Source organism: Pseudomonas sp. UTLPPB19802, assembly GCF_059730225.1.
This window is the reverse complement of record NZ_AP048545.1, coordinates 505,008-526,065: the sequence shown is the minus strand read 5'-3', so window position 1 is coordinate 526,065 and position 21,058 is coordinate 505,008. Positions and strand designations below refer to the sequence as shown.

Here is a 21,058-nt window from a genome sequence, read left to right as displayed (position 1 = left end):
ACAAGTTAGTACATACCTGCTTACTTTTGACCCTTTGCTTAAACTTCGGATTCGTCCAGTAATTTCTAGAAGAATCAAAACTTTTGACTCGGTACACATACTACGTATTACGGAAAAGTACGATTAGATGGCAGCTTTTGGTTAAAAAGTGAGCATTTTTCCGGCGGAAACTGTTTTCCTGGCTTGCACTCGGCTCTACAAGGGCTGTGCAAACCGGTTTACCGGCCGCTCAAGCCCGAGATGTTCGCGTAACGTGGTGCCTTGGTACTCGGTCCGGTACAGTCCACGGCGCTGCAATTCCGGCACTACGCCAGCGGCGAAGTCCGCCAGCCCGCCCGGCAGGTGCGGTACCAGCACGTTGAAACCGTCCGCTGCGCCCTGTTCGAACCAGGCCTGCAGCTCGTCGGCGATCTGTATTGGTGTACCGACCAGGCTGTAGTGCCCACGGCCACCGGCGATACGCCGGCCCAGTTGCGCCAGGGTCAGGTTTTCCGTGCCGGCCAGTTCGGTCAGCAGCTTCTGCCGGCTCTGTTGGCCGCTGTCGGTCAGTGGCAGTTCTGGCAGCGGGCCATCCAACGGATAGCCGGACAGGTCGAAGTTGCCCAGCATGCGTCCGAGCAGCGCGACGCCGACCTGCGGCTCGACCAGTTCCTGGAACGCTTCATGTTTCTCCCGTGCCTCGCTTTCGCTCTGGCCGACCACGACGAACACCCCCGGCATGATCTTCAGGGCGTCGGTCGAGCGTCCGAAGCGTGCCAGGCGGCCCTTGAGGTCGGCGTAGAACGCCTGTGCCCTGGCCAAGGAAGTTTGTGCGGTGAACACCACTTCGGCAGTCTGCGCGGCCAGTTCCAGGCCGGTCTGCGAGGAGCCGGCCTGGACGACCACCGGCTGGCCCTGGGGCGAGCGGGCGACGTTCAGCGGGCCGCGGACCTTGAAATGTTTGCCCTGATGATCCAGCACGTGCAGCTTGGTCGGGTCGTAGTACTGGCCGCTGGATTTGTCACGGGTGAAGGCGTCGTCTTCCCAGCTGTCCCACAGACCGGTGACCACCTGGTGGAACTCGCGGGCCCGCTCATAGCGTTCCGCATGACTGATGTGCTCGGTGCGGCCGAAATTCAGGGCTTCGGCGGCGGCGTCCGAGGTCACCAGGTTCCAGCCGGCGCGGCCGCCGGACAGGTGATCCAGCGAGGCGAACTTGCGGGCGACGTGGTACGGCTCGTTGTAGCTGGTGGTGGCGGTGGCGATCAGGCCGATGCGTTCGGTCACCGCGCTCAGCGCCGAGAGCAGAGTCAGCGGTTCGAAGTGATCCGAGCGGGCCATGCGGCTGGCGATTTCACCTTCGGCGGCGGCAACGCTGTCGGCCACGAACAGCGCGTCGAACTTCGCCGCCTCGGCGATGCGGGCCAGCTGCTTGTAGTGGGCGAAATCCAGTCCGGCATTGGCCGGGACGTCCGGGTGGCGCCAGGCGGCGACGTGGTGCCCGGTGGCCATCAGGAAGGCACCGAGTTTCAACTGGCGCGGAGTTTGGGTCATGACAGGTTCCTTGGCGATCAATTGAGGGTTGTGCACGCAACGGCTCAAAAATCCTTACGCACCTGGATGCCGAAATAGCGTTCGTCATCCCGTGGCACGGCCCGGTAGATGTAGTTGCCGCCACTGGCCAGCAACGGAGAGTAGGACTTGTCGCCGAGGTTTTTCCCCAGCAGTGCCACGCGCCAGCCCTGGTTGTAGTCGGCCAGGGCGATGCTGGCGTTCCAGATGCCGTAGGCGCCCTGCTTGGTGTCGACGTTCTGGGCGATGTCGTATTGCACCTCGCTCTGCCAGCTGAAGTCGGTGCCCAGTTCAAGGTCCAGGCCGTTGTTCAGCGGCACGGTGTAGTCGGCACGCACGTAGCTCTTCCAGTCCGGGCTGAACGGCAGTGGCTTGCCGTTGACGTTGCAGCTGGCGGCGGCGCCTGGCGGGCAGGAGAACTCGTCGATCCGCGCGCGGGTGTAGGCCAGGGCGCCGGAGAGCTTGAGGTTGGTCGTGGCCTGCAGCGCGTAGTCGGCTTCCACGCCTTCGGTGCTGACGCTGCCGGCGTTGATCAGGCGGGTCACCACCTGCCCGGCGACGGTGTCGTAGAAGTTCGCCTGGTAGTTGTCATAGTCGCTGTGGAACACCGCCAGGTTGGTGGTCAGGCGGTTGTTCCAGCTGGTGGCCTTGATCCCGGCCTCCCAGGTGTTGGAGGTTTCCGGCTTCAGCGCATCGGTGTCCCGTGGCTGCATGTTGAAGAACACGTTGTAGGCCGGGCCTTTGTAGCCGCGCGAGTAGGTCAGGTAGCTGGTGACGCTGTCGCTGAGGTCGTACTGCACGCCCAGGCGCCCGGACCAGCCGTCCTCGTCCACCGAGCCATGGCTGCTGGTGGCGGGCTGGATGCCGCTGACGGTAGTCGCGGAAGTCGAGACGCGGCGGTGATCGTAGGACAGGTCGTCGTGGGTGTAGCGCAGGCCGGCGATACCACGGAAGCTCGGCGTGAAGTTCAGCGTGCTTTCACCGAATACCGCGTAGCTGTCATTGGTGGTGCTGTAGTCGGCGACGCCACGGTTGACACTGGTGGTCGTGGTCAGGGTGCGCTGGTAGGTCTCTTCGTCCTTGCCGTGCATGTAGAACAGGCCACCGACGTACTCCAGGAACTGGCCCTTGGGCGAGGCCAGGCGGATCTCCTGGGAGTACTGGTTGAAGTCCAGGGCGCCGCGGTCGGCGGTGCCGGGGAAGGCTGCGGTGACGGTGCCGAGGCGGTCGCCGTCCTGGTACTGGTGGTTACTCCAGCCGCGCCAGGCGGTGATCGAGGTCAGGGTGTAGTCGCCCAGGTTCCAGTCGAGCTGGGCGGACAGGCCCTTGTTGATGTCGTCGACGTAGCTGCGGGTATCGGCGTTGATGTCGCGGTTATCGGAGGACGGCCGCACCGGGCTCAGCGCATTGGTGAAGGCCGGGCTCAGGGACTTGCTGACCACGCCGTTGGGGGCGTCGTCGTGGGACTGCATGTAGTCGGCGGCGAGGGTGAGTTTCACGTCCTCGTTGGGGGTGAACTCCAGCTTGCCGCGCACGCCCTTGTGGTTGTAGCCGTTGACTTCCTGGCCGTTGGCCTTGTTGTCGACGTTGCCGTCGTAGCTGCCGAACAGGGTGGTCAGCGAACCCTTGAGGGTGTCGGGAACCAGGCTGCCGCCGATGCCGAAACGGGTGCGGCTTTCGTTGCCGCTGAAGTATGACTGGTCGATGTAGCCGTGGGTCTCGGCGGTCGGCGCCTTGGTGACGATGTTCAGCACGCCGGCCGAGGCGTTCTTGCCGAACAGCGTGCCCTGCGGGCCGCGCAGCACCTCGATGCGGTCGAGGTCGAGCAGGTCGAGGGTGGCTTGGCCGGGACGGCTGTAGACCACGCCGTCGATCACCGTCGCCACGGTCGGCTCCACTCCTGGCGAGGTGGAGATGGTGCCGACGCCACGGACGAACAGCGAGGTGTCCTTGTTCGAGGCGCCGGTGCGGAAGTTCAGGGTCGGCACCTGCTGGACGATGCTGGCAACCCCGTTGCGACTGTCACGCTCCAGCTGTTCGCCGTCGACCACCGAGACCGCCACCGGAACCTTCTGCAGCGATTCCTCGCGGCGGGTGGCGGTGACGGTGACTGCCTTGAGGGTCGGTTCCTGGTCGCTGCCGTTGTCGGCGGCGAAGACTGCCGGCGATGGCAGCGCGGCCAGGCCGGCCAGCAGCCAGGCCAGGTGTGGGCGCCGTGGCGTGGCGGCACGGATCGCCCGTACCAGTGTGTGTTGCTCCCCGAATGTGTTGTGCATGTGGTGCCCGCTCGAAAAATGACCCTGAACCGCCGTCGCTCTGCGTCGACAGCGCCTGATTTGTCTTGGGGCATTCGCTCGAGCGAGTAGCAGGCAGACAAAGCGTTTTGTTAGCGCTAACATCGCCAGTATCGGGAAGGTCGACATAGACCGTCCAATACTGAAAAATTACTTTTATATTCCTTTTAGTTTTCAAGAAGGACTGCATCTTGACTGCTGACAAAGCGCCAGGCCGTAAGCGCCGGGGGGCCGGGCGGGTTACCCTGAGCACGGTTGCCAAGGAGGCTGGGGTCTCGGCGATCACCGTGTCGCGCTACTTCAACAACCCCGAACAGGTCTCGCCCGAGCGCCGCGAGCGGATCGCGGCGGTGGTCGAGGCGCTGGGCTATGTGCCCAACCTGGTCGCCGGCGGGTTGGCGTCCGCCCGTGGTCGGATTGTCGCGATGGTGATCCCGAACATCTCCGGACCGATTTTCGCCGACACCATCCAGGGCTTCAGCGACACCCTCAATCACCATGGCTACCAGTTGCTGCTGGCGTCGAGCTACTTTTCGGCGGAGCAGGAAGAGAGTGCGGTGCGGGCGTTTCTGGGCTGGTCGCCGGCGGCGCTGGTGCTGACCAGCCGTTTCCACAGCGCGGGCACCGAGAAGATGATCGCCGAGGCGGATATCCCGGTGGTCGAGACCTGGGATTACCAGCCTGGGCGTGCGCCATTGCAGATCGGTTTTTCCCACCATGAAGTCGGCGTCAGTGCCGCCCGTTACCTGCATGGCAAGGGCTATCGGCGGATCGCGTTCGTGCAGAACAGCGCCGCAGGCGACTTCAGTGCGTTGGAGCGTCGCGATGGTTATGCCGCGACAGTGCGTGAGTTGGGACTGGAGCCCTGGGTGTTCGCCCCGCAGGCGGGGCTCGCGCCCTTCGAGGCCGGCAAGCAGGCGATGCAGGCGCTGATGAGCGGCGCTACCCGACCCGACGCGATCATTTTCGCCAACGACAACCTGGCCGCCGGTGGCCTGCTGGCCGGGCAGCGCGCCGGCTTGAAGATTCCCGAGGCGTGCGCGGTGCTGGGCTTCGGCGATTATCCGTTCGCCGAGATGCTCCTGCCGAGCCTGAGCACCATCAAGCCGCCGGCGCTGGAGATCGGCGTGCTGGCGGCGACGCGGGTGCTGGAAAGCCTGGGGGCGTTGCCGGTGGATGAGGTGCAGCGCCTGAACCTGCTGACCTGCCAAGTGATCGAGCGCGAGAGCGCCTGACCCGGAGGCTCACACGACGTTGGCGAACACCTCGCTGATCCAGTCGACGAACACCCGTACCCGTGGCGACATGTGCCGGTTCTGCGGGTAGAGCACCGACACCGGCATCGGCGGTGGCGGATGGTCCGGCAGGACTTCGCGCAGCAGGCCCTGGTCGATCTGTTCCGCCACCCGATAGTGCGGCGCCTGGATCAGCCCGAGCCCGGCCACGGCTGACGCCGCATAGATCTCGGCACCGAACACCGAGACCCGGCCGGCCAGCGGCACTTCCCGTGGCTCGCCGTTTTCGATGAATTCGAACGGGAACAGCTTGCCGGTGGCCCGGGACACGTAGTTCACCCCCTGGTGCCGGCCGAGGTCATCGAGGCTGCGCGGTTCACCGTGCTTGCGCAGATAGGCCGGGCTGGCGCAGGTCACCTGGCGCAGGTTGGCCACGCGCTTGCCGATCAGCGACGAGTCGCCGAGGTTGCCCGAGCGCAACACGCAGTCGACGCCTTCGGCGATCAGGTCGATGAAGTGGCTGGCCTCGCTGATGGACACCTCGATGTCCGGGTAGCGTTCGAGGAAGGCCGGCAGCGCCGGAATCACGAAGTAGCGCGCCAGGGTGCCCTGCAGGTCCACCCGCAGGCGGCCCTTGGGTGCCACGGTGCGGAAGGCCAGTTCGGCTTCTTCCAGCTCTGCCAGCAACTGCACGCAACGCGGGTAGTAGGCCTCGCCGTCGAGGGTCGGGCGCACGCGGCGGGTGCTGCGCTCCAGCAGCCGGGTGCCGAGCCAGGCCTCGAACTGGTTGAGGGTGTGGGTCAGGGTGGCGCGGGGCAGGTTCAGGTCTTCGGCGGCCAGGGTGAAGCTGCCGCGTTCGTAGATTCGCACGAAAACCTTCATCGCCTTGACCTGGTCCATGGGGGCTCCGCTGCGGTCGATTGTTGGTGATTATTGAACAGTAAGGTCAACTATCGCGCATTTATCGCCCTGGATAAACATGTGAAATTGGCTTCACTTCAATGCACACCCCAGGAGATTCGACATGACCCAGCAATCCCGAAAAGTTGCCATCGTCACCGGCGCCTCGCGTGGCATCGGCGCCGTCATCGCCCGCCAACTGGCCGCGCAAGGCTTTGCCGTCGCCATCAACTACGCCAGCAGTGCCAACGAGGCTTCGGCGCTGGTGGTGGAACTGCGCCAGGCCGGCCATTCGGCCATAGCGGTCAAGGCGGACGTCGCCAGCGCCGCCGAGGTCGCCCGGCTGTTCGACGAGACCGAACTGCAATTGGGCAAGGTCGATGTGCTGGTCAACAACGCCGGGATCCTCAAGGTATTGCCGCTGGCCGAGCACAGTGACGAACTGTTCGAACAGACGTTCGCCATCAATACCCGTGGCACCTTCAACACCCTGCGCGAGGCGGCCAGGCGGATGAACGACGACGGGCGCATCGTCAACTTCTCCAGCAGCACCGTGGGGCTGAACCTGCCGGGCTATGCGGTGTACATCGCCAGCAAGGCGGCGGTGGAATCCCTGACCCAGGTGTTTGCCAAGGAGCTGCGTGGCCGGCGGATCACGGTCAACGCGGTGGCGCCGGGGCCGGTAGCGACCGAGTTGTTCCTGCACGGCAAGAGCGAGGAGCAGATCCAGACCTTCGCCCGCATGCCGCCACTGGAGCGGCTGGGCCAGCCGGAGGATATCGCCGAGATCGTGTCGTTCCTGGTGAGCCCGGCGAGCGGGTGGGTCAATGGCCAGGTGCTGCGGGCCAATGGTGGGTTGGTCTGACTACGGCGTTCCTGGGGCACCCCACCTGGATGTGGGGTGCCTGGTTCTTACGTGCTCAACGCACCAGGTGCAGGAACTGCATGTGCCGTTCGTACTGGTCGAGGATGTCGTTGATGATCTGCTCCTTGCTGTAGCCCATCAGGTCGTAGTCCTGGCTGCCCTCGCTCAGGTGCACTTCGGCGCGGTAGTAGCGGCGGTTGCGCAGGTCCCGCGAACCCAGCCCGCCCAGGGCGAAGGAGGGCGTGAAGTAGCCGCGCATCTGCACCTGGTAGACGAACGGATGCAGGTCGCCATGGCCGATTTCCAGGCTGACGTTGTCGTTGGCCGGGTCGGGCTGGGTGACCACGTTCAGGCCCTTCTCGACGAACACCGCGGTGACCTCTTCGATCGCCGGCCGCACGGTTTGGTCGAGGAACCGGTACACCTCGTCCCGCGACGGGAAGTGCACCGCCTGGCTCAGGCGCTGGCGCCAGCCGCCGCGACCGCGCCGCGCCTGGGATACCGGCGCCAGCGAATGCAACTGGGCGATGCGCTTCTGCGACTCCAGGTGAAACGCCTTGTGCAGCCCCCACATCATCGCCAGCAGGATCAGCGAGAACGGTAACGAGGTCAGCACCACTGCCGACTTCAGTGCATCGATGCTGCCGGAGAACAGCAGTGCGCTGGTGATCAGCGCGGTCATCGCGCCCCAGAACACCCGCAGCCATTTCGGCCCGTCCTCGTCGGCATTGCCGCCACGGGCGGACAGCGTCGACAGTACGACGGTGCCGGAGTCGGCCGAAGTGACGAAGAACACGAAGCTGATGAACACCGTGACCGCGATCACCGTGCGGCTCCACGGATAGGTTTCCAGCAGCAGGTAGAGGGTGCGCGACGGGTCGTCGATGGCCGACTGGCCAAGGGCGCTCATGCCGTGGTTGAGTACCTGCTCGATGGCGCTGTTGCCGAAGATCGACATCCACGCCAGGGTGAAGCCCAGCGGGATCAGCAGCACGCCGAAGACGAATTCGCGGATCGTCCGGCCGCGGGAAATACGCGCGATGAACAGGCCCACGAACGGCGCCCAGGCAATCCACCAGGCCCAGTAGAACACCGTCCAGCCGCCGAGCCAGTCACTGGGCTTGTTATAGGCGTAGAGGTCGAAACTCTTGGTCGGCAGTGCCCCGAGGTAATCACCGAGGTTCTGGATCAGGGTGTTGAGCAGGTGCTGCGTGGGCCCGGCGAACAACACGAACAGCAGCAGGGCGCAGGCCAGCAGCATGTTGATGTCGGACATCACCCGCACGCCCTTGTCGACGCCGGCCACCGCGACAGCGATGGCCGCGCCCATCATCAGCACAATCAGCCCGACCTGGATCCACTGGGTGTGCGGCATGCCGAACAGGTAGTCCAGGCCCGAGTTGAGGTGCAGCACGCCGAAGCCCATGTCGGCGCCGAGGCCGAACACCGTGGCGATGATGCCGAAGCCGTCCACCGCGTAGCCGATGGGGCCGTTGATGCGCTTGCCGATCAGCGGGTACAGCGCCGAGCGCAGGGCCAGTGGCAGGTTGTGCCGGTAGGCGAAGTAGGCCAGGGCCATGCCGACGAAGGCGAACACGCCCCAGCCGTGCAGGCCCCAGTGCAGGAACAGGATCTGCATTGCCTGGCGTGCGGCCGCTGGTGTCCCGGCTTCGCCCTGGGGTGGCTGGAGCATGTGGGTCAGCGGTTCGGAGACGCAGAAGAAGAACAGGGTGATGCTGATCCCGGCGGCGAACAGCATGCCGGCCCAGGATAGATAGCTGAACTCGGGTTCGTCGTGGTCGGCACCGAGCTTGATCCTGCCGTAGCCGGACAAGGCGGTGACCACCACGAAGACCAGGTACAGGGTCATCGCCAGCAGGTAATACCAGCCGACCGTGTTGGCCGCCCAGTTCTGGGCTGCCAGCAACCACTCGCCGGCGGCTTCGGGCTGACTGATGACCACCAGGCCGAACAGCAGGATGAAGGTCGCGGCGAAGTAGAACACGGGCGGGTTCATGCGAATCAGGCCGCTGGGTGCGGTCGTGGAGGTACTCATGTGGCGGGTACCTCGAAGGGGTGGAGCATGGCTGGATATTTCGGACTCAGCAAAGGCAAGCCTCCTGTTGTGAGCGGGCAGCGAACTGCCGGTTTAACTTGAACGAGCATTCAATTTAAACACGGATAGGGGGGATGGGCCTAATCGCAGGGCCGGGCGGTATGGTTCCGACAGCCTCTTTCAGCAGGAGTTGCAGGGTGAGGGTGTTGGTGTGGGGCGCTTTCTGATGTGGGCGCTGGCTTGCTGGTGATGGCGTTCCTGAGGCCGCTAAAAGCTTCGCGGGCAAGCCCTGCTCCTACAGGGGTTGTGTCGTACACAAGATGCGTGCCCACTGGGTAGCTGTAGGAGCAGGGCTTGCCCGCGAAGAGGCCCCCAAGCCTTCGCCAAAACCAGGGCGTTTTGCCCCAAGGATCGGTGCCAGTCTGCGCAAGGCAAAAGGCCCGCTCGAAGGCGGGCCTTGTGGTTCCAGGTGGATTAGCGGGCCGTCAGCGCCGCGTAGCTGTTCATCAGGTTGCGATAGTTCGGGATACGCTGCGACAGCAGGTTGCCCAGACCTTCGATGTCGTTGCGCCAGTCGCGGTGCAGCTCACAGGCCACCGAGAACCAGTTCATCATCTGCGCGCCAGCCTGGGTCATGCGGTTCCATGCGGCCTGTTGCACGGTGGTGTTGAAGGTACCGGAAGCGTCAGTCACAACGAACACATCAAACCCTTCAGCCAGCGCCGACAGCGTCGGGAAGGCCACGCAAACGTCCGTCACCACACCGGCGATGATCAGTTGCTTGCGGCCGGTGGCCTTGATCGCTTTCACGAAATCTTCGTTGTCCCAGGCATTGATCTGGCCTGGACGAGCGATGTACGGCGCATCCGGGAACATTTCCTTCAGCTCTGGAACCAGTGGGCCATTCGGACCCTGTTCGAAGCTGGTGGTCAGGACGGTCGGCAGGTCGAAGAACTTGGCCAGGTCAGCCAACGCCAACACGTTGTTCTTGAACTCGTTCGGCGAGAAGTCCTGCACCAGGGAAATCAGACCGGTCTGGTGGTCGACCAGCAGGACTACGGCGTCGTCTTTGTTCAGGCGGTTGTAGGTTGGCTTGCTCATGGGGGAATCCTTTTTCGTTTAAGTGGTTAGAAGCTGTGTCGTTCAACTTGTGACCAGATTAATGAGTCGCCGAAAAAGGAAAAAGCGGCTGGAATCGGTTTGACTGTCTCCTCAGGATGGACAGTTCAGCAGCGAACCTTGTAGGAGCGGGCTTGCCCGCGAAGCTCTTGACGGCCTCGAGGACGCCTTCGCTGGCAAGCCAGCTCCCGCAATGATCTGCGTCAGCCACTCGCTCAGCGCTGTATCTCGCTCTCATGCTGCTGCAGGTTGGCCTGGGTCAGGTTGCATCCCGCCGGTACGCTGCGGGTCAGCCAGACGTTGCCGCCGATGGTGGCGCCCTTGCCGATGGTGATGCGCCCCAGGATGGTCGCGCCGGCATAGATCACCACGTCGTCCTCGACGATCGGGTGCCGTGGATGGCCCTTCTGCAACTGGCCGTCCTCGTCCGCCGGGAAACGCTTGGCGCCGAGGGTCACGGCCTGGTAGATACGCACGCGCTCGCCGATGATCGCCGTTTCGCCGATCACCACGCCGGTGCCGTGGTCGATGAAGAAACTCGGGCCGATCTGCGCGCCGGGGTGGATGTCGATACCGGTGGCCGAGTGGGCGATTTCCGAACTGATCCGCGCCAGCAGCGGCAATCCGGCCCGGTACAGGTGGTGCGCCAGGCGATGGTGGATCACCGCGAGAATCCCCGGATAGCACAGCAGCACTTCGTCGACGCTGCGTGCCGCCGGGTCGCCGTGGTAGGCCGCGAGGACGTCGGTGTCGAGCAGCCGGCGCAACTCCGGCAGGGCCAGGGCAAAGTCCTGGATCAGTCGCACGGCCTGGGCCTGTACCTCGGTATCGGCCTGGCCGTCATGCCGGGCGGCGTAGCGCAGTTCCAGGCGAGCCTGGGCCAGCAGCGAATTGAGGGCGGCATCCAGGGTGTGGCCGACGTAGAAGTCCTCGCTTTCCTCGCGCAGGTCCACCGGCCCGAGGCGCATCGGGAACAGCGCCCCGCACAGGGCTTCGAGAATGTCCGCCATGGCCTGGCGCGACGGCAGTTCGCGCCCGCCCTGTTCATCACTGACCCGCCCGTTGCGGCTACGCCACTCATCCCGGGCGCTGCGCAACTGGCTGACGATGGTCTGTAGTTGCCAATGGCTGGAACGCTCGCTCACGATCAAATCTCCGACCTGGCGGCCAGACAATCGGGCCACCTGAATGGCTTTCACTTTACGGCACCGTCCCGAACGGCGATTAAGAACGAATAGTGCTTTGCTAAGAACCTTTCGAAATAAGCGACCGGCGGTTGCCTGGGGAAAAGTGCCTGCCTATAGTCGAAACATTTCCTACCGTCAGTTCGGACTCATGATCAAACAACAGCTCGCCCGCTTCGACCGCCTGCCCCTGCTTGAGCAGGCCACGCCTCTGGAAAAACTGGAACGCCTGTCGGCGTGGTTGGGCCGTGATGTCTACATCAAGCGCGATGACCTGACGCCGCTGGCGCTGGGTGGCAACAAGCTGCGCAAACTCGAATACCTGGCGGCCGATGCGCTGGCGACAGGGGCCGACACCCTGGTCACCGCTGGCGCGATCCAGTCCAACCACGTCCGTCAGACCGCCGCGCTGGCAGCGCGCCTGGGCCTGGGCTGCGTGGCCCTGCTGGAAAACCCGATCGGCACCGAGGACGGCAACTACCTGGGCAACGGCAACCGCCTGCTGCTGGACCTGTTCGATGCGCGGGTCGAGCTGGTGGACAACCTGGACAACGCCGACGAGCAGTTGCAGGCCCTGGCCGAGCGTCTGCGCAGCAACGGCAAGAAGCCCTATCTGGTGCCGATCGGTGGTTCCAACGCTCTCGGTGCGCTGGGCTACGTGCGGGCGGGCCTGGAACTGGCGGCGCAGATCGAGGCGACCGGCCTGGAATTCGCTGCCGTGGTGCTGGCCTCCGGCAGTGCTGGAACCCATAGCGGCCTGGCCCTGGGCCTGAGCGAAACCCTGCCGCAACTGCCGGTGATTGGCGTGACAGTCTCGCGTAGCGACGAGGCGCAGCGGCCGAAGGTACAGGGGTTGGCCGAACGCACCGCCGAGTTGCTGGAAGTACCGCTGCCGGCCAGTTTCAAGGTGCACCTGTGGGACGAATATTTCGCCCCACGCTACGGCGAGCCGAATGCCGGGACCCTGGCGGCGGTCAAGCTGCTGGCAAGCCAGGAAGGCATCCTGCTCGACCCGGTCTACACCGGCAAGGCAATGGCCGGACTGCTCGATGGCATCGGCCTGCAGCGTTTCGACGATGGCCCGATCATCTTCCTCCATACCGGCGGTGCGCCGGCGCTGTTTGCCTATAACGCATCGTTTGCCTGACAGGGCTGGGGAAATTTCCTGGTTGGCCTACCCCTAGGAAATTTCCCACCCGTACGCAGGCAGCACAAGCACACAAAATGGAATAATCGGATTCTTTTATATTATTTAAAATTATAAAAGGAGCCGTTTATAGTTTCGCCTCAGGCGAATTTGCCACGAGACGCCAATACTGCTTTGAGGCAGGATGGCCGCTGGTAATCAAAGTGTCAGGTTTGCCTTCCTTCTCCCATAAAAAACACACGGGGCTCTTCATGAATATTTCCGCATTTCGCAAGCGTCTGCTGATCGGCAGCCTGGGTCTGGTGCTTGGCGCCGGTCTGCTGGGTCAGGCCGTGGCCGGTGAACAACTGAACCAGATCAAGAAAGCCGGCGAGATCAAGATCGGCCTGGAAGGCACCTATCCGCCGTTCAGCTTTGTCGATGAAAGCGGCAAGCTCAGCGGCTTCGAAGTCGAGTTGTCCGAGGCGCTGGCCAAGGAGCTGGGCGTCCAGGTCAAGCTGCAGGCCACCCCGTGGGATGGCATCCTCGCGGCCCTGGAGTCCAAGCGTCTGGACGCGGTGGTCAATCAGGTCACCATCTCCGAAGAGCGCAAGAAGAAGTACGATTTCTCTACGCCTTACACCGTCTCCGGCATCCAGGCACTGGTCCTGAAAAAGAACGTCGACGCGATCAAGACCGCCGACGACCTGGCTGGCAAGAAAGTCGGTGTGGGCCTGGGCACCAACTACGAACAATGGCTCAAGGACAACCAGCCCAAAGCCATTATCAAGACCTACAACGATGACCCGACCAAGTTCCAGGACCTGCGCATCGGCCGTATCGACGCGATCCTGATCGACCGCCTGGCCGCCCTGGAATACGCCAAGAAAGCCCCGGACACCGCCGCTGCCGGCGATGCCTTCTCCCGTCAGGAAGCCGGTATTGCCCTGCGCAAGGGCGAGCCTGAACTGCTCGACGCCGTGAACAAGGCCCTCGACAAGCTGCGCGCTGACGGCACCCTGAAGAAGCTGTCCGAAAAATACTTCAACGCTGACGTCACTCAATAATGGAAGCAGGTTTGCAACTCGCGCTGGACTCCGCACCCTTTCTGCTCAAGGGTGCGTACTACACGGTGATTCTCAGCCTCGGCGGGATGTTTTTCGGCTTGCTGCTGGGCTTCGGCCTGGCCTTGATGCGTCTGTCGCGCTTCAAGCTGCTCAGCGGGATCGCCCGGGTCTACGTGTCGTTCTTTCGCGGCACGCCGCTACTGGTGCAACTGTTTTTGATCTACTACGGTTTGCCACAAGTGGGCATCGAGCTGGATCCGATCCCGGCGGCCATGATCGGCTTTTCGCTGAACATGGCCGCTTACGCCTGTGAAATCCTGCGTGCCGCCATCGGTTCCATCGAGCGCGGTCAGTGGGAAGCTGCAGCCAGTATCGGCATGACCCGTGCGCAAACCCTGCGTCGGGCCATCCTGCCGCAGGCGATGCGTACCGCCTTGCCACCCTTGGGCAACAGCTTCATTTCACTGGTCAAGGACACGGCGCTGGCGGCTACGATCCAGGTGCCCGAGCTGTTCCGTCAGGCGCAACTGGTGTCGGCACGGACATTTGAAATTTTCACCATGTATCTGTCCGCGGCCCTGATCTACTGGGTATTGGCAAGCATCCTGGCGTATTTTCAGAATCGCCTGGAAGTCCGGGTCAACCGGCATGACCTGGAGTCCTGAAGCATGATCGTGGTTGAAAAACTGACCAAGCAATTCAATGGGCAGAGCGTGCTCAAGGGCATCGACCTCAAGGTCGAGGCCGGCGAAGTGGTGGCGATCATCGGCCCCAGTGGTTCCGGCAAGACCACCTTCCTGCGGTGCCTGAACTTCCTCGAGGAACCCTCCAGCGGCCGGATTCAGGTCGGTGATATCGAGATCGACGGCAGTCGCCCGCTGAGCCAGCAACAGAACCTGGTCCGCAAGCTGCGCCAGCAGGTCGGTTTCGTGTTCCAGAACTTCAACCTGTTCCCCCATCGCACGGCACTGGAGAACGTCATCGAAGGCCCGATCGTGGTCAAGAAGACCCCGCGCGAGCAGGCCGTGGCCCTGGGCCGCAAGCTGCTGGCCAAGGTCGGCCTGGCGGGCAAGGAGGAGTCCTATCCACGGCGCCTGTCCGGCGGCCAGCAACAGCGCGTGGCGATTGCCCGGGCGCTGGCGATGGAGCCGCAGGTGATCCTGTTCGATGAGCCGACTTCGGCCCTCGACCCGGAACTGGTGGGCGAAGTCCTGGCAACGATTCGCGGGCTGGCGGAAGAGAAACGCACCATGGTCATCGTCACCCACGAGATGAGTTTCGCTCGCGATGTGGCCAACCGGGTGATCTTTTTCGACAAGGGTGTGATTGTCGAGCAAGGTGAAGCCAAGGCGCTGTTTGCCAACCCAAAAGAAGAACGCACTCGGCAATTTCTCAGTAAGTTTCTGGGTGATGCGTAGGAATCTTCTTGTTATTTAAATAACGTACTCAGGGAGCGAGTACGTTATTTCCGTCGTGACAGTTTTATCGCCTGCAGTCATGTGCTTTTCAACTTGGCGATGAATACAGATGCTCCCTCCCGAAACATTTTCAAACGGTGTTGGCTTTTCGGTCGTACCGACGCCGACTCTCGATTCCACCTGCTTCTCGCCCGTGATCCTGGCCCGGTGAAGTAGGAATAATCCGAATAGTCCAAAGACAGGCATCAGTGCCAGGCAATGCCTTGACAGGCGTGGCTCAAGGCTTTTATTTGGCGGCTTACTTGTTTGGCGTTATCTGGATAGCACTTCCCTGGGTAAGGGAGCCGGCTATTCTCGCGCCATCAACTTTCGGCTGTAAGGATGCGGCGAAAGAGCCAATGAGCCGTCTTTCCATATGGAACCGGCCAACTCTTTCAAGTTGAACTCTTCGGCAACTGATAAAAGGACGATTTCATGAGCGATTCCCTTGAACATTCCCGACTCGCGCTGCCCGTGGTGCCACAAGCCCATCGGCGTGGCATTGGCCGCCTGGCCGCAGAGCAGTTGTCGATCTGTATCCCGGCCTATCCCGGCATGGATGAAGGCGACTTGCTCGAACTGTTCTGGGACGGTTGCTACGTGGCGTCCCGGCAGGTCCAGGCGGGCGAGCAGGGCCAGTCGCTCAGCCTGCGGGTGCCACAGAGTTTCGTCCTCGACGGCGTGGCGCGGATTCACTACCGGCTGATGCGTATCGGCAGTGCGGCGCTGACCTCGCCGCAACTGCGCCTGCCGGTCAAGCTGGACTGCCCCGGTGGCCTGCCGATCGGCGAGGAGAACCAGGGCCTGGCACCGCTGGTGATCCCATTGCCGATCCACCGCTATGGGGTCAATCCGAACCAGATGAAGCGTGGTGTGCCGCTGACCCTGGAGCCTTACCCGAACATGGCGGCCGAGGATGAAATCACCCTGCTGTGGGGCGATGTGCGCTTCGACCTGCCGAAGCTGGCGCCAGCGGATGTCGGCAAGCCGATCACGGTGTTCGTGCCGGCCTCGGTGATCCTCGAAGCCGGCGAGGATCGCGGCCTGGACATCACCTACTGCGTGATCGACCGGGTTGGCAACAACTCCCGCTGGGCGCCACCACGACGCTTGCGGGTAGGGACCGCACGGCACTTCATCAGGCCTGTCGTCCCTGGGTTTTCCCGCGCCGCCCAACGCCGCCGGGAGTGAGGAACAGACCTTCTATGCATATTCCTAAAGGTTAGTTTATTTAATTTTTATACGCGTTTAGGGTATATGTACCGGACCACCGGACCTGTTTGATTTCGTCGGTATCGCCTTCGCGATGCCTCCTGAGAGAGATGAGGTAGGTATGGTCAGGAACACAATCACCCTTGTGCAGATCGCCGGGGCATTGCGCACGCCACGGAGTGGCGCTGATGTCTAACTTGAACGATGCACAGGTCCACAGCGACCAGGATATCGCGCCGCTGCTGCTGCCGGCGCGGGTATTGCGCAACGATGCCGAAGCCCTGCAGGCCGCCCGTGAGCTGGCCGAAGTCGCCCGGCTGCACGCCGCCCGGCGCGACCAGCAACGCAAGCTGCCCTGGGCGGAAATCGAGCAGTTCACCCGCAGCGGCCTGGGCAGTATCACCATTCCCCGTGAATTCGGCGGTCCGCAGGTGTCCTTCGTGACCGTGGCCGAAGTGTTCGCGATCGTTTCCGCTGCCGATCCGGCCCTCGGACAGATTCCGCAGAACCAGTTCGGCATTCTCCAAGCCCTGCTCGGCACCGCCACCGACCGGCAGAAGAAGCAGCTGTTCCAGAGCGTGCTCGACGGCTGGCGGATCGGCAACGCCGGCCCCGAGCGTGGCACCCGCAATACCCTGGAGATCAAGACCCGGATTACTGCCGACGGTGACGCTTTTGTCATCACTGGGCAGAAGTTCTATTCCACCGGCGCCCTGTTCGCCCATTGGGTGGCGGTCAAGGCTCTCGATGACGAAGGCCGCCAGGTCATGGCTTTCGTCCGGCGTGGCACGCCAGGCCTGCGGGTGGTCGACGACTGGTCCGGCTTTGGCCAGCGCACCACCGCCAGCGGCACCGTGCTGCTGAACAACGTGCGGGTCGAGGCAGAGAACGTCGTCGAGAACTGGCGCCAGGCCGGCACTCCGAACATCCAGGGCGCCGTCTCGCAACTGATCCAGGCTGCCATCGACGCCGGGATCGCCCGCGCCGCCATCGACGACAGCATTGCCTTTGTCCGCGAACGTTCGCGGCCGTGGGTCGATGCCAAGGTCGAGCGGGCCAGTGATGACCTGTATGTGATCGCCGATATCGGCAAGCTGAAAATCGAACTGCACGCCGCCGAGGCCTTGCTGCGCAAGGCCGGGAAGGTGCTGGATCAGATCAATGCCGGGCCGGTGGATGCCGCCGCTGCGGCACGGGCCTCGATTGCCGTGGCCGAGGCCAAGGTGCTCACCACCGAAATCTCCCTGCTCGCCAGCGAGAAGCTGTTCGAACTGGCCGGCAGCCGCGCCACCCTGGCCGAGTTCAACCTCGACCGGCACTGGCGCAACGCCCGGGTGCACACCCTGCACGACCCGGTGCGCTGGAAGTATCACGCGGTAGGTGCCTATCGCCTCAACGGCACCTTGCCCGCCCGCCATTCCTGGATCTGACCAGACCTCTGGAGACACCCATGTCACAGTTTTCCCCACGCGTCGCGATCATATCCAGCGACGAGCAAGCCCTGATCGTGGCCAGCGACCTGGCCGAGGATTTCAAGCGCGACAGCCAGCTGCGCGACCGTGAACGGCGCCTGCCGCTGCCCGAGCTGGAGGTGTTTTCGCGCTCCGGCCTGTGGGGCATCAGCGTGCCGAAAGAGTACGGTGGCGCCGGTGTGTCGAACGTCACCCTGGCCAAGGTCACGCAACTGATCGCCGAGGCCGACGCCTCCCTCGGGCAGATTCCACAGAACCATTTCTATGCCCTCGAAGTCCTGCGGGTTAACGGCAGCGAGGCGCAGAAACGGCGGCTGTACGCCGAGGTCCTGGCCGGTCGCCGCTTCGGCAATGCCCTGGCCGAACTGGGCACCAAGACCGCCCATGATCGCGTCACCCACCTGCGCCGTGATGGCGAGGGTTATCGCATCAACGGGCGCAAGTTCTATTCGACCGGTTCGCTTTATGCCCAGCGCATTCCCACTTCGGTGGTGGACGAACAGGGCGTGCAGCAACTGGCCTTCGTCCCGCGGGACAGCGCTGGGCTGACGGTGATCGACGATTGGACCGGTTTCGGCCAGCGCACCACCGGCAGCGGTTCGGTGGTGTTCGAGGATGTGTTCGTCGCCGCCGAGGACGTGATCCCGTTCCAGAGCGCTTTCGAGCGGCCAACGCCGGTCGGGCCACTGGCGCAGATTCTCCACGCGGCCATCGATACCGGCATTGCCCGTGCCGCCTACGAGGATGCCCTGCATTTCGTCCGTACCCGCACCCGGCCGTGGATCGATTCGGGTACTGAAAAGGCCGTCGACGATCCACTGACGTTGAAGAGCATCGGCCACCTGAGCATTCGCCTGAGTGCGACCGAAGCGTTGCTGGAGCGCGCCGGCGAGTTTCTCGACCGCGCCCAGGCCGACACGACGGCCGACAGCGTGGCGGCGGCGTCGATTGCCGTTGCGGAAGCCCGGGCGATCAGTACGGAAATCTCCCTCGCCGCCGGCAGCACCCTGTTCGAGTTGGCGGGCAGCCAGGCGACCCTGGCCGAGCACGGTCTCGACCGCCACTGGCGCAATGCGCGGGTGCACACGTTGCACGACCCGGTGCGCTGGAAGTATCACGCAGTGGGCAACTACTACCTCAACGATGAAAACCCGCCGCTGCGGGGGACCATCTGATGAGCAAGAAAAAGATCCTGCTCAATGCCTTCAACATGAACTGCATCGGGCATATCAACCACGGCCTGTGGACTCATCCACGGGACAACTCGACCCGCTACAAGACCCTCGAGTACTGGACCGAGCTGGCGCAGTTGCTGGAGCGCGGGCTGTTCGACGGGCTGTTCATCGCCGATATCGTCGGGGTCTACGACGTCTACCAGCAGTCGGTGGAGGTGCCGCTGCGCGAATCGATCCAGCTGCCGGTCAATGATCCGCTGCTGCTGGTCTCGGCCATGGCTGCGGTGACGAAAAACCTCGGCTTCGGCCTGACCGCCAACCTGACCTACGAGACGCCGTACCTGTTCGCCCGCCGGCTATCGACACTGGACCACCTGAGCCGCGGCCGGGTCGGCTGGAACATCGTCACCGGCTACCTCGACAGCGCCGCCAAGGCCATGGGCCTGGAGGCCCAGGTCGAGCACGACCGCCGCTACGACCAGGCCGACGAGTACCTGGAAGTGCTCTATAAGCTGCTCGAAGGCAGCTGGGAAGACGACGCGGTTATCAACGACCCGGTGCGGCGGGTCTATGCCGAGCCGGACAAGGTCCACAAGGTGCGGCACAAGGGCGAGTTCTACCAGGTCGAGGGTTATCACCTTTGCGAGCCGTCGCCACAGCGTACGCCGGTGCTGTTCCAGGCCGGCAGTTCCGAGCGCGGCCTGCTGTTCGCCGGGCGGCATGCCGAGTGCGTGTTCATCAGCGGGCAGAACAAGGCGGCGACCCGGGCCCAGGTGGACAAGGTCCGCGCCAGTGTCGAGGCGGCAGGGCGCGACGGCCAGGCGGTCAAGGTGTTCATGGGCATCAACGTGATCGTCGGCGAGACCGAAGAGGCGGCCTGGGCCAAGCATGCCGAGTACCTCGGCTACGCCAGTGCCGAGGCCGGAGTGGCGCATTTCTCGGCGTCCACCGGGATCGATTTTTCCGAGTACGAACTGGACGAGCCGATCCAGTACGTGAAGAGCAACGCGATCCAGTCGGCGACCCGCAACTTGCAGAACAACGACTGGACCCGACGCAAGCTGCTGGAGCAACACGCCCTGGGTGGGCGCTACGTGACCGTGGTCGGTTCGCCGACCCAGGTCGCCGATGAGCTCGAGTCGTGGATCGCCGAAACCGGCCTGGACGGCTTCAACCTGACCCGCATCGTCACCCCGGAAAGCTACGGGGACTTCATCGACCTGGTGATTCCCGAGTTGCAGCGGCGTGGCTCGTACAAGACCGCGTATGAGCAGGGGACGTTGCGCGAAAAGCTGTTCGGCGACGAGGCCCACCTGCCGCCGGAACATGCAGGCGCGGCCTATCGCCAGAACTCAATTGCGGAAACACCACAGGCCCCTTCGTCGCCTGACGCAAACGAAAAACAAACGCTGGCCCTGTAGGAGCCGGGCTTGCCCGCGAAAGCGTCTGCAAGGGCGCCAAAAGCTTCGCGGGCAAGCCCGGCTCCTACAAGGCCGGTGCAGCCCCTACAGACGATTACCGACTGGAAATCCATCATGAAAACAATACGCCTCACCGCGCCAGTCAAGGCACTGGCCCTCGCCCTTGGCCTGTTCAGCGGCGCTGCCCATGCCGCCGACGCACCGCTCAAGGTCGGCACCACCGCCGCCTTCGCCATCCCGCTGGAGGCCGCCGTGGAAGAAGCCGGCAAGCAGGGCCTGAAGGTCGAGCTGGTGGAGTTCACCGACTGGATCGCGCCCAACGTCAGCCTGGCTGCCGGCGATATCGACGTGAACTACTTCCAGCACATCCCGTTCCTGGAAAACGCCAAGGCCGCCGCCGGTTTCGACCTGGTGCCCTTCGCTCCAGGGATCATCAACAACGTCGGCCTCTACTCGAAGAAGTACAAGAGCTTCGCCGAGCTGCCCGAGGGCGCCACCGTGGCGATTGCCAACGACCCGATCAACAGCGGTCGCGGCCTGCAACTGCTGGCCAAGGCCGGCCTGATCACCCTCAAGCCCGGTGTCGGCTACAAGGCCACCGAAGACGACATCGTCGCCAACCCGAAGAAGATCAAGATCCTCCAGGTCGAGGCCGTGCAACTGGTACGAGCCTACGATGACGCCGACCTGGTGCAGGGCTACCCGGCCTATATCCGCCTGGCGAAAACCTTCGATGCCGGCTCCGCGCTGCTGTTCGACGGCCTCGACCACAAGGAGTACGTGATCCAGTTCGTCATCCAGCCGAAGGAGAAGAACGACCCGCGCCTGATCAAGTTCGTCGATATCTACCAGCATTCGCCCGCCGTACGCGCCGCCCTGGACAAGGCCCACGGCAAGCTGTACCAGGCCGGCTGGGAAGGCTGA

17 protein-coding genes are annotated in these 21,058 nt (G+C 63.5%); 11 read left to right on the top strand and 6 right to left on the bottom strand.

Annotated elements, in window-relative coordinates:
• Positions 1–195 precede the first annotated feature (195 nt).
• Both AC6I6U_RS02395 and AC6I6U_RS02390 read right to left on the bottom strand, forming a co-directional pair.
• Positions 196–1,533 carry an LLM class flavin-dependent oxidoreductase gene (locus AC6I6U_RS02395; protein ID WP_497880481.1) on the bottom strand — a complete coding sequence of 446 codons (1,338 nt, stop codon included), beginning with the start codon at positions 1,531–1,533 and terminating at the stop codon, positions 196–198.
• Positions 1,534–1,577: 44 nt separating this feature from the next.
• Positions 1,578–3,827, bottom strand: a complete 2,250-nt coding sequence (locus AC6I6U_RS02390) for a TonB-dependent receptor (RefSeq protein WP_497880480.1) — start codon at positions 3,825–3,827, stop codon at positions 1,578–1,580.
• Between the two features lie 209 nt (positions 3,828–4,036).
• Between AC6I6U_RS02390 and AC6I6U_RS02385 the strand changes: the two genes are divergently transcribed.
• On the top strand, positions 4,037–5,080 hold the full coding sequence (locus AC6I6U_RS02385; protein ID WP_497880479.1) for a LacI family DNA-binding transcriptional regulator: 1,044 nt from the start codon (positions 4,037–4,039) through the stop codon (positions 5,078–5,080).
• A 9-nt stretch (positions 5,081–5,089) separates the two neighbouring features.
• Here the strand turns inward: AC6I6U_RS02385 and AC6I6U_RS02380 are convergent, their stop codons facing one another.
• The gene (locus AC6I6U_RS02380; RefSeq protein WP_497880478.1) at positions 5,090–5,980 is read right to left on the bottom strand and encodes a LysR family transcriptional regulator; all 891 of its coding nucleotides are present in this window, start codon (positions 5,978–5,980) and stop codon (positions 5,090–5,092) included.
• Positions 5,981–6,104: 124 nt separating this feature from the next.
• On the opposite strand from AC6I6U_RS02380, the gene AC6I6U_RS02375 reads away from it, so the two are divergent.
• Positions 6,105–6,845: an SDR family oxidoreductase gene (locus AC6I6U_RS02375; RefSeq protein WP_497880477.1), complete on the top strand. Its 741-nt coding sequence runs from the start codon at positions 6,105–6,107 to the stop codon at positions 6,843–6,845.
• A gap of 55 nt (positions 6,846–6,900) precedes the next feature.
• On the opposite strand, the gene betT is transcribed toward AC6I6U_RS02375, so the two are convergent.
• The 3 genes from betT to epsC form a co-directional block, all read right to left on the bottom strand.
• Positions 6,901–8,862 (bottom strand): choline transporter BetT, encoded by a 1,962-nt coding sequence (betT, locus tag AC6I6U_RS02370; RefSeq protein ID WP_497882967.1) that lies wholly within the window; start codon positions 8,860–8,862, stop codon positions 6,901–6,903.
• Positions 8,863–9,375: 513 nt separating this feature from the next.
• The gene (ycaC, locus tag AC6I6U_RS02365) at positions 9,376–10,002 is read right to left on the bottom strand and encodes an isochorismate family cysteine hydrolase YcaC (RefSeq protein ID WP_186689363.1); all 627 of its coding nucleotides are present in this window, start codon (positions 10,000–10,002) and stop codon (positions 9,376–9,378) included.
• Between the two features lie 233 nt (positions 10,003–10,235).
• Positions 10,236–11,165, bottom strand: coding sequence for a serine O-acetyltransferase EpsC (gene epsC / locus AC6I6U_RS02360; RefSeq protein ID WP_497880476.1), 930 nt, complete (start codon positions 11,163–11,165; stop codon positions 10,236–10,238).
• A 190-nt stretch (positions 11,166–11,355) separates the two neighbouring features.
• Between epsC and AC6I6U_RS02355 the strand changes: the two genes are divergently transcribed.
• The 9 genes from AC6I6U_RS02355 (at position 11,356) to AC6I6U_RS02315 (ending at position 21,058) form a co-directional block, all read left to right on the top strand.
• Entirely contained in the window at positions 11,356–12,351 is a 996-nt protein-coding gene (locus AC6I6U_RS02355) for a D-cysteine desulfhydrase (protein WP_497880475.1), read from the top strand.
• Positions 12,352–12,602: 251 nt separating this feature from the next.
• Positions 12,603–13,397: a cystine ABC transporter substrate-binding protein gene (gene tcyJ, locus AC6I6U_RS02350; RefSeq protein WP_497880474.1), complete on the top strand. Its 795-nt coding sequence runs from the start codon at positions 12,603–12,605 to the stop codon at positions 13,395–13,397.
• A complete protein-coding gene (gene tcyL, locus AC6I6U_RS02345) occupies positions 13,397–14,062 on the top strand; it encodes a cystine ABC transporter permease (RefSeq protein ID WP_497880473.1) in 666 nt (221 codons plus the stop codon). Before tcyJ ends, tcyL begins: the two co-directional genes overlap by 1 nt.
• Positions 14,063–14,065: 3 nt before the next feature.
• On the top strand, positions 14,066–14,815 hold the full coding sequence (gene tcyN, locus AC6I6U_RS02340; protein ID WP_497880472.1) for an L-cystine ABC transporter ATP-binding protein TcyN: 750 nt from the start codon (positions 14,066–14,068) through the stop codon (positions 14,813–14,815).
• 474 nt (positions 14,816–15,289) lie between these two features.
• On the top strand, positions 15,290–16,045 hold the full coding sequence (locus AC6I6U_RS02335; protein ID WP_497880471.1) for a hypothetical protein: 756 nt from the start codon (positions 15,290–15,292) through the stop codon (positions 16,043–16,045).
• Positions 16,046–16,254: 209 nt separating this feature from the next.
• Positions 16,255–17,496: an SfnB family sulfur acquisition oxidoreductase gene (locus tag AC6I6U_RS02330; RefSeq protein ID WP_497880470.1), complete on the top strand. Its 1,242-nt coding sequence runs from the start codon at positions 16,255–16,257 to the stop codon at positions 17,494–17,496.
• A 20-nt stretch (positions 17,497–17,516) separates the two neighbouring features.
• Positions 17,517–18,713, top strand: coding sequence for an SfnB family sulfur acquisition oxidoreductase (locus tag AC6I6U_RS02325; RefSeq protein ID WP_497880469.1), 1,197 nt, complete (start codon positions 17,517–17,519; stop codon positions 18,711–18,713).
• Complete coding sequence (locus tag AC6I6U_RS02320; RefSeq protein ID WP_497880468.1) at positions 18,713–20,134, top strand: LLM class flavin-dependent oxidoreductase; 1,422 nt, start codon at positions 18,713–18,715, stop codon at positions 20,132–20,134. The genes AC6I6U_RS02325 and AC6I6U_RS02320 overlap by 1 nt, the downstream gene beginning before the upstream one ends.
• A 114-nt stretch (positions 20,135–20,248) precedes the next feature.
• On the top strand, positions 20,249–21,058 hold the full coding sequence (locus AC6I6U_RS02315; RefSeq protein ID WP_497880467.1) for a MetQ/NlpA family ABC transporter substrate-binding protein: 810 nt from the start codon (positions 20,249–20,251) through the stop codon (positions 21,056–21,058).

Coding starts and splice junctions, on each gene's coding strand:
- AC6I6U_RS02395 (WP_497880481.1), bottom strand. CDS start 1,533: ATGACCCAAACTCCGCGCCAGTTGAAACTCGGTGCCTTCCTGATGGCC.
- AC6I6U_RS02320 (WP_497880468.1), top strand. CDS start 18,713: ATGAGCAAGAAAAAGATCCTGCTCAATGCCTTCAACATGAACTGCATC.
- ycaC (WP_186689363.1), bottom strand. CDS start 10,002: ATGAGCAAGCCAACCTACAACCGCCTGAACAAAGACGACGCCGTAGTC.
- AC6I6U_RS02325 (WP_497880469.1), top strand. CDS start 17,517: ATGTCACAGTTTTCCCCACGCGTCGCGATCATATCCAGCGACGAGCAA.
- AC6I6U_RS02380 (WP_497880478.1), bottom strand. CDS start 5,980: ATGGACCAGGTCAAGGCGATGAAGGTTTTCGTGCGAATCTACGAACGC.
- AC6I6U_RS02355 (WP_497880475.1), top strand. CDS start 11,356: ATGATCAAACAACAGCTCGCCCGCTTCGACCGCCTGCCCCTGCTTGAG.
- AC6I6U_RS02390 (WP_497880480.1), bottom strand. CDS start 3,827: ATGCACAACACATTCGGGGAGCAACACACACTGGTACGGGCGATCCGT.
- AC6I6U_RS02315 (WP_497880467.1), top strand. CDS start 20,249: ATGAAAACAATACGCCTCACCGCGCCAGTCAAGGCACTGGCCCTCGCC.
- tcyN (WP_497880472.1), top strand. CDS start 14,066: ATGATCGTGGTTGAAAAACTGACCAAGCAATTCAATGGGCAGAGCGTG.
- tcyJ (WP_497880474.1), top strand. CDS start 12,603: ATGAATATTTCCGCATTTCGCAAGCGTCTGCTGATCGGCAGCCTGGGT.
- AC6I6U_RS02335 (WP_497880471.1), top strand. CDS start 15,290: ATGAGCGATTCCCTTGAACATTCCCGACTCGCGCTGCCCGTGGTGCCA.
- AC6I6U_RS02375 (WP_497880477.1), top strand. CDS start 6,105: ATGACCCAGCAATCCCGAAAAGTTGCCATCGTCACCGGCGCCTCGCGT.
- tcyL (WP_497880473.1), top strand. CDS start 13,397: ATGGAAGCAGGTTTGCAACTCGCGCTGGACTCCGCACCCTTTCTGCTC.
- AC6I6U_RS02330 (WP_497880470.1), top strand. CDS start 16,255: ATGTCTAACTTGAACGATGCACAGGTCCACAGCGACCAGGATATCGCG.
- betT (WP_497882967.1), bottom strand. CDS start 8,862: ATGAACCCGCCCGTGTTCTACTTCGCCGCGACCTTCATCCTGCTGTTC.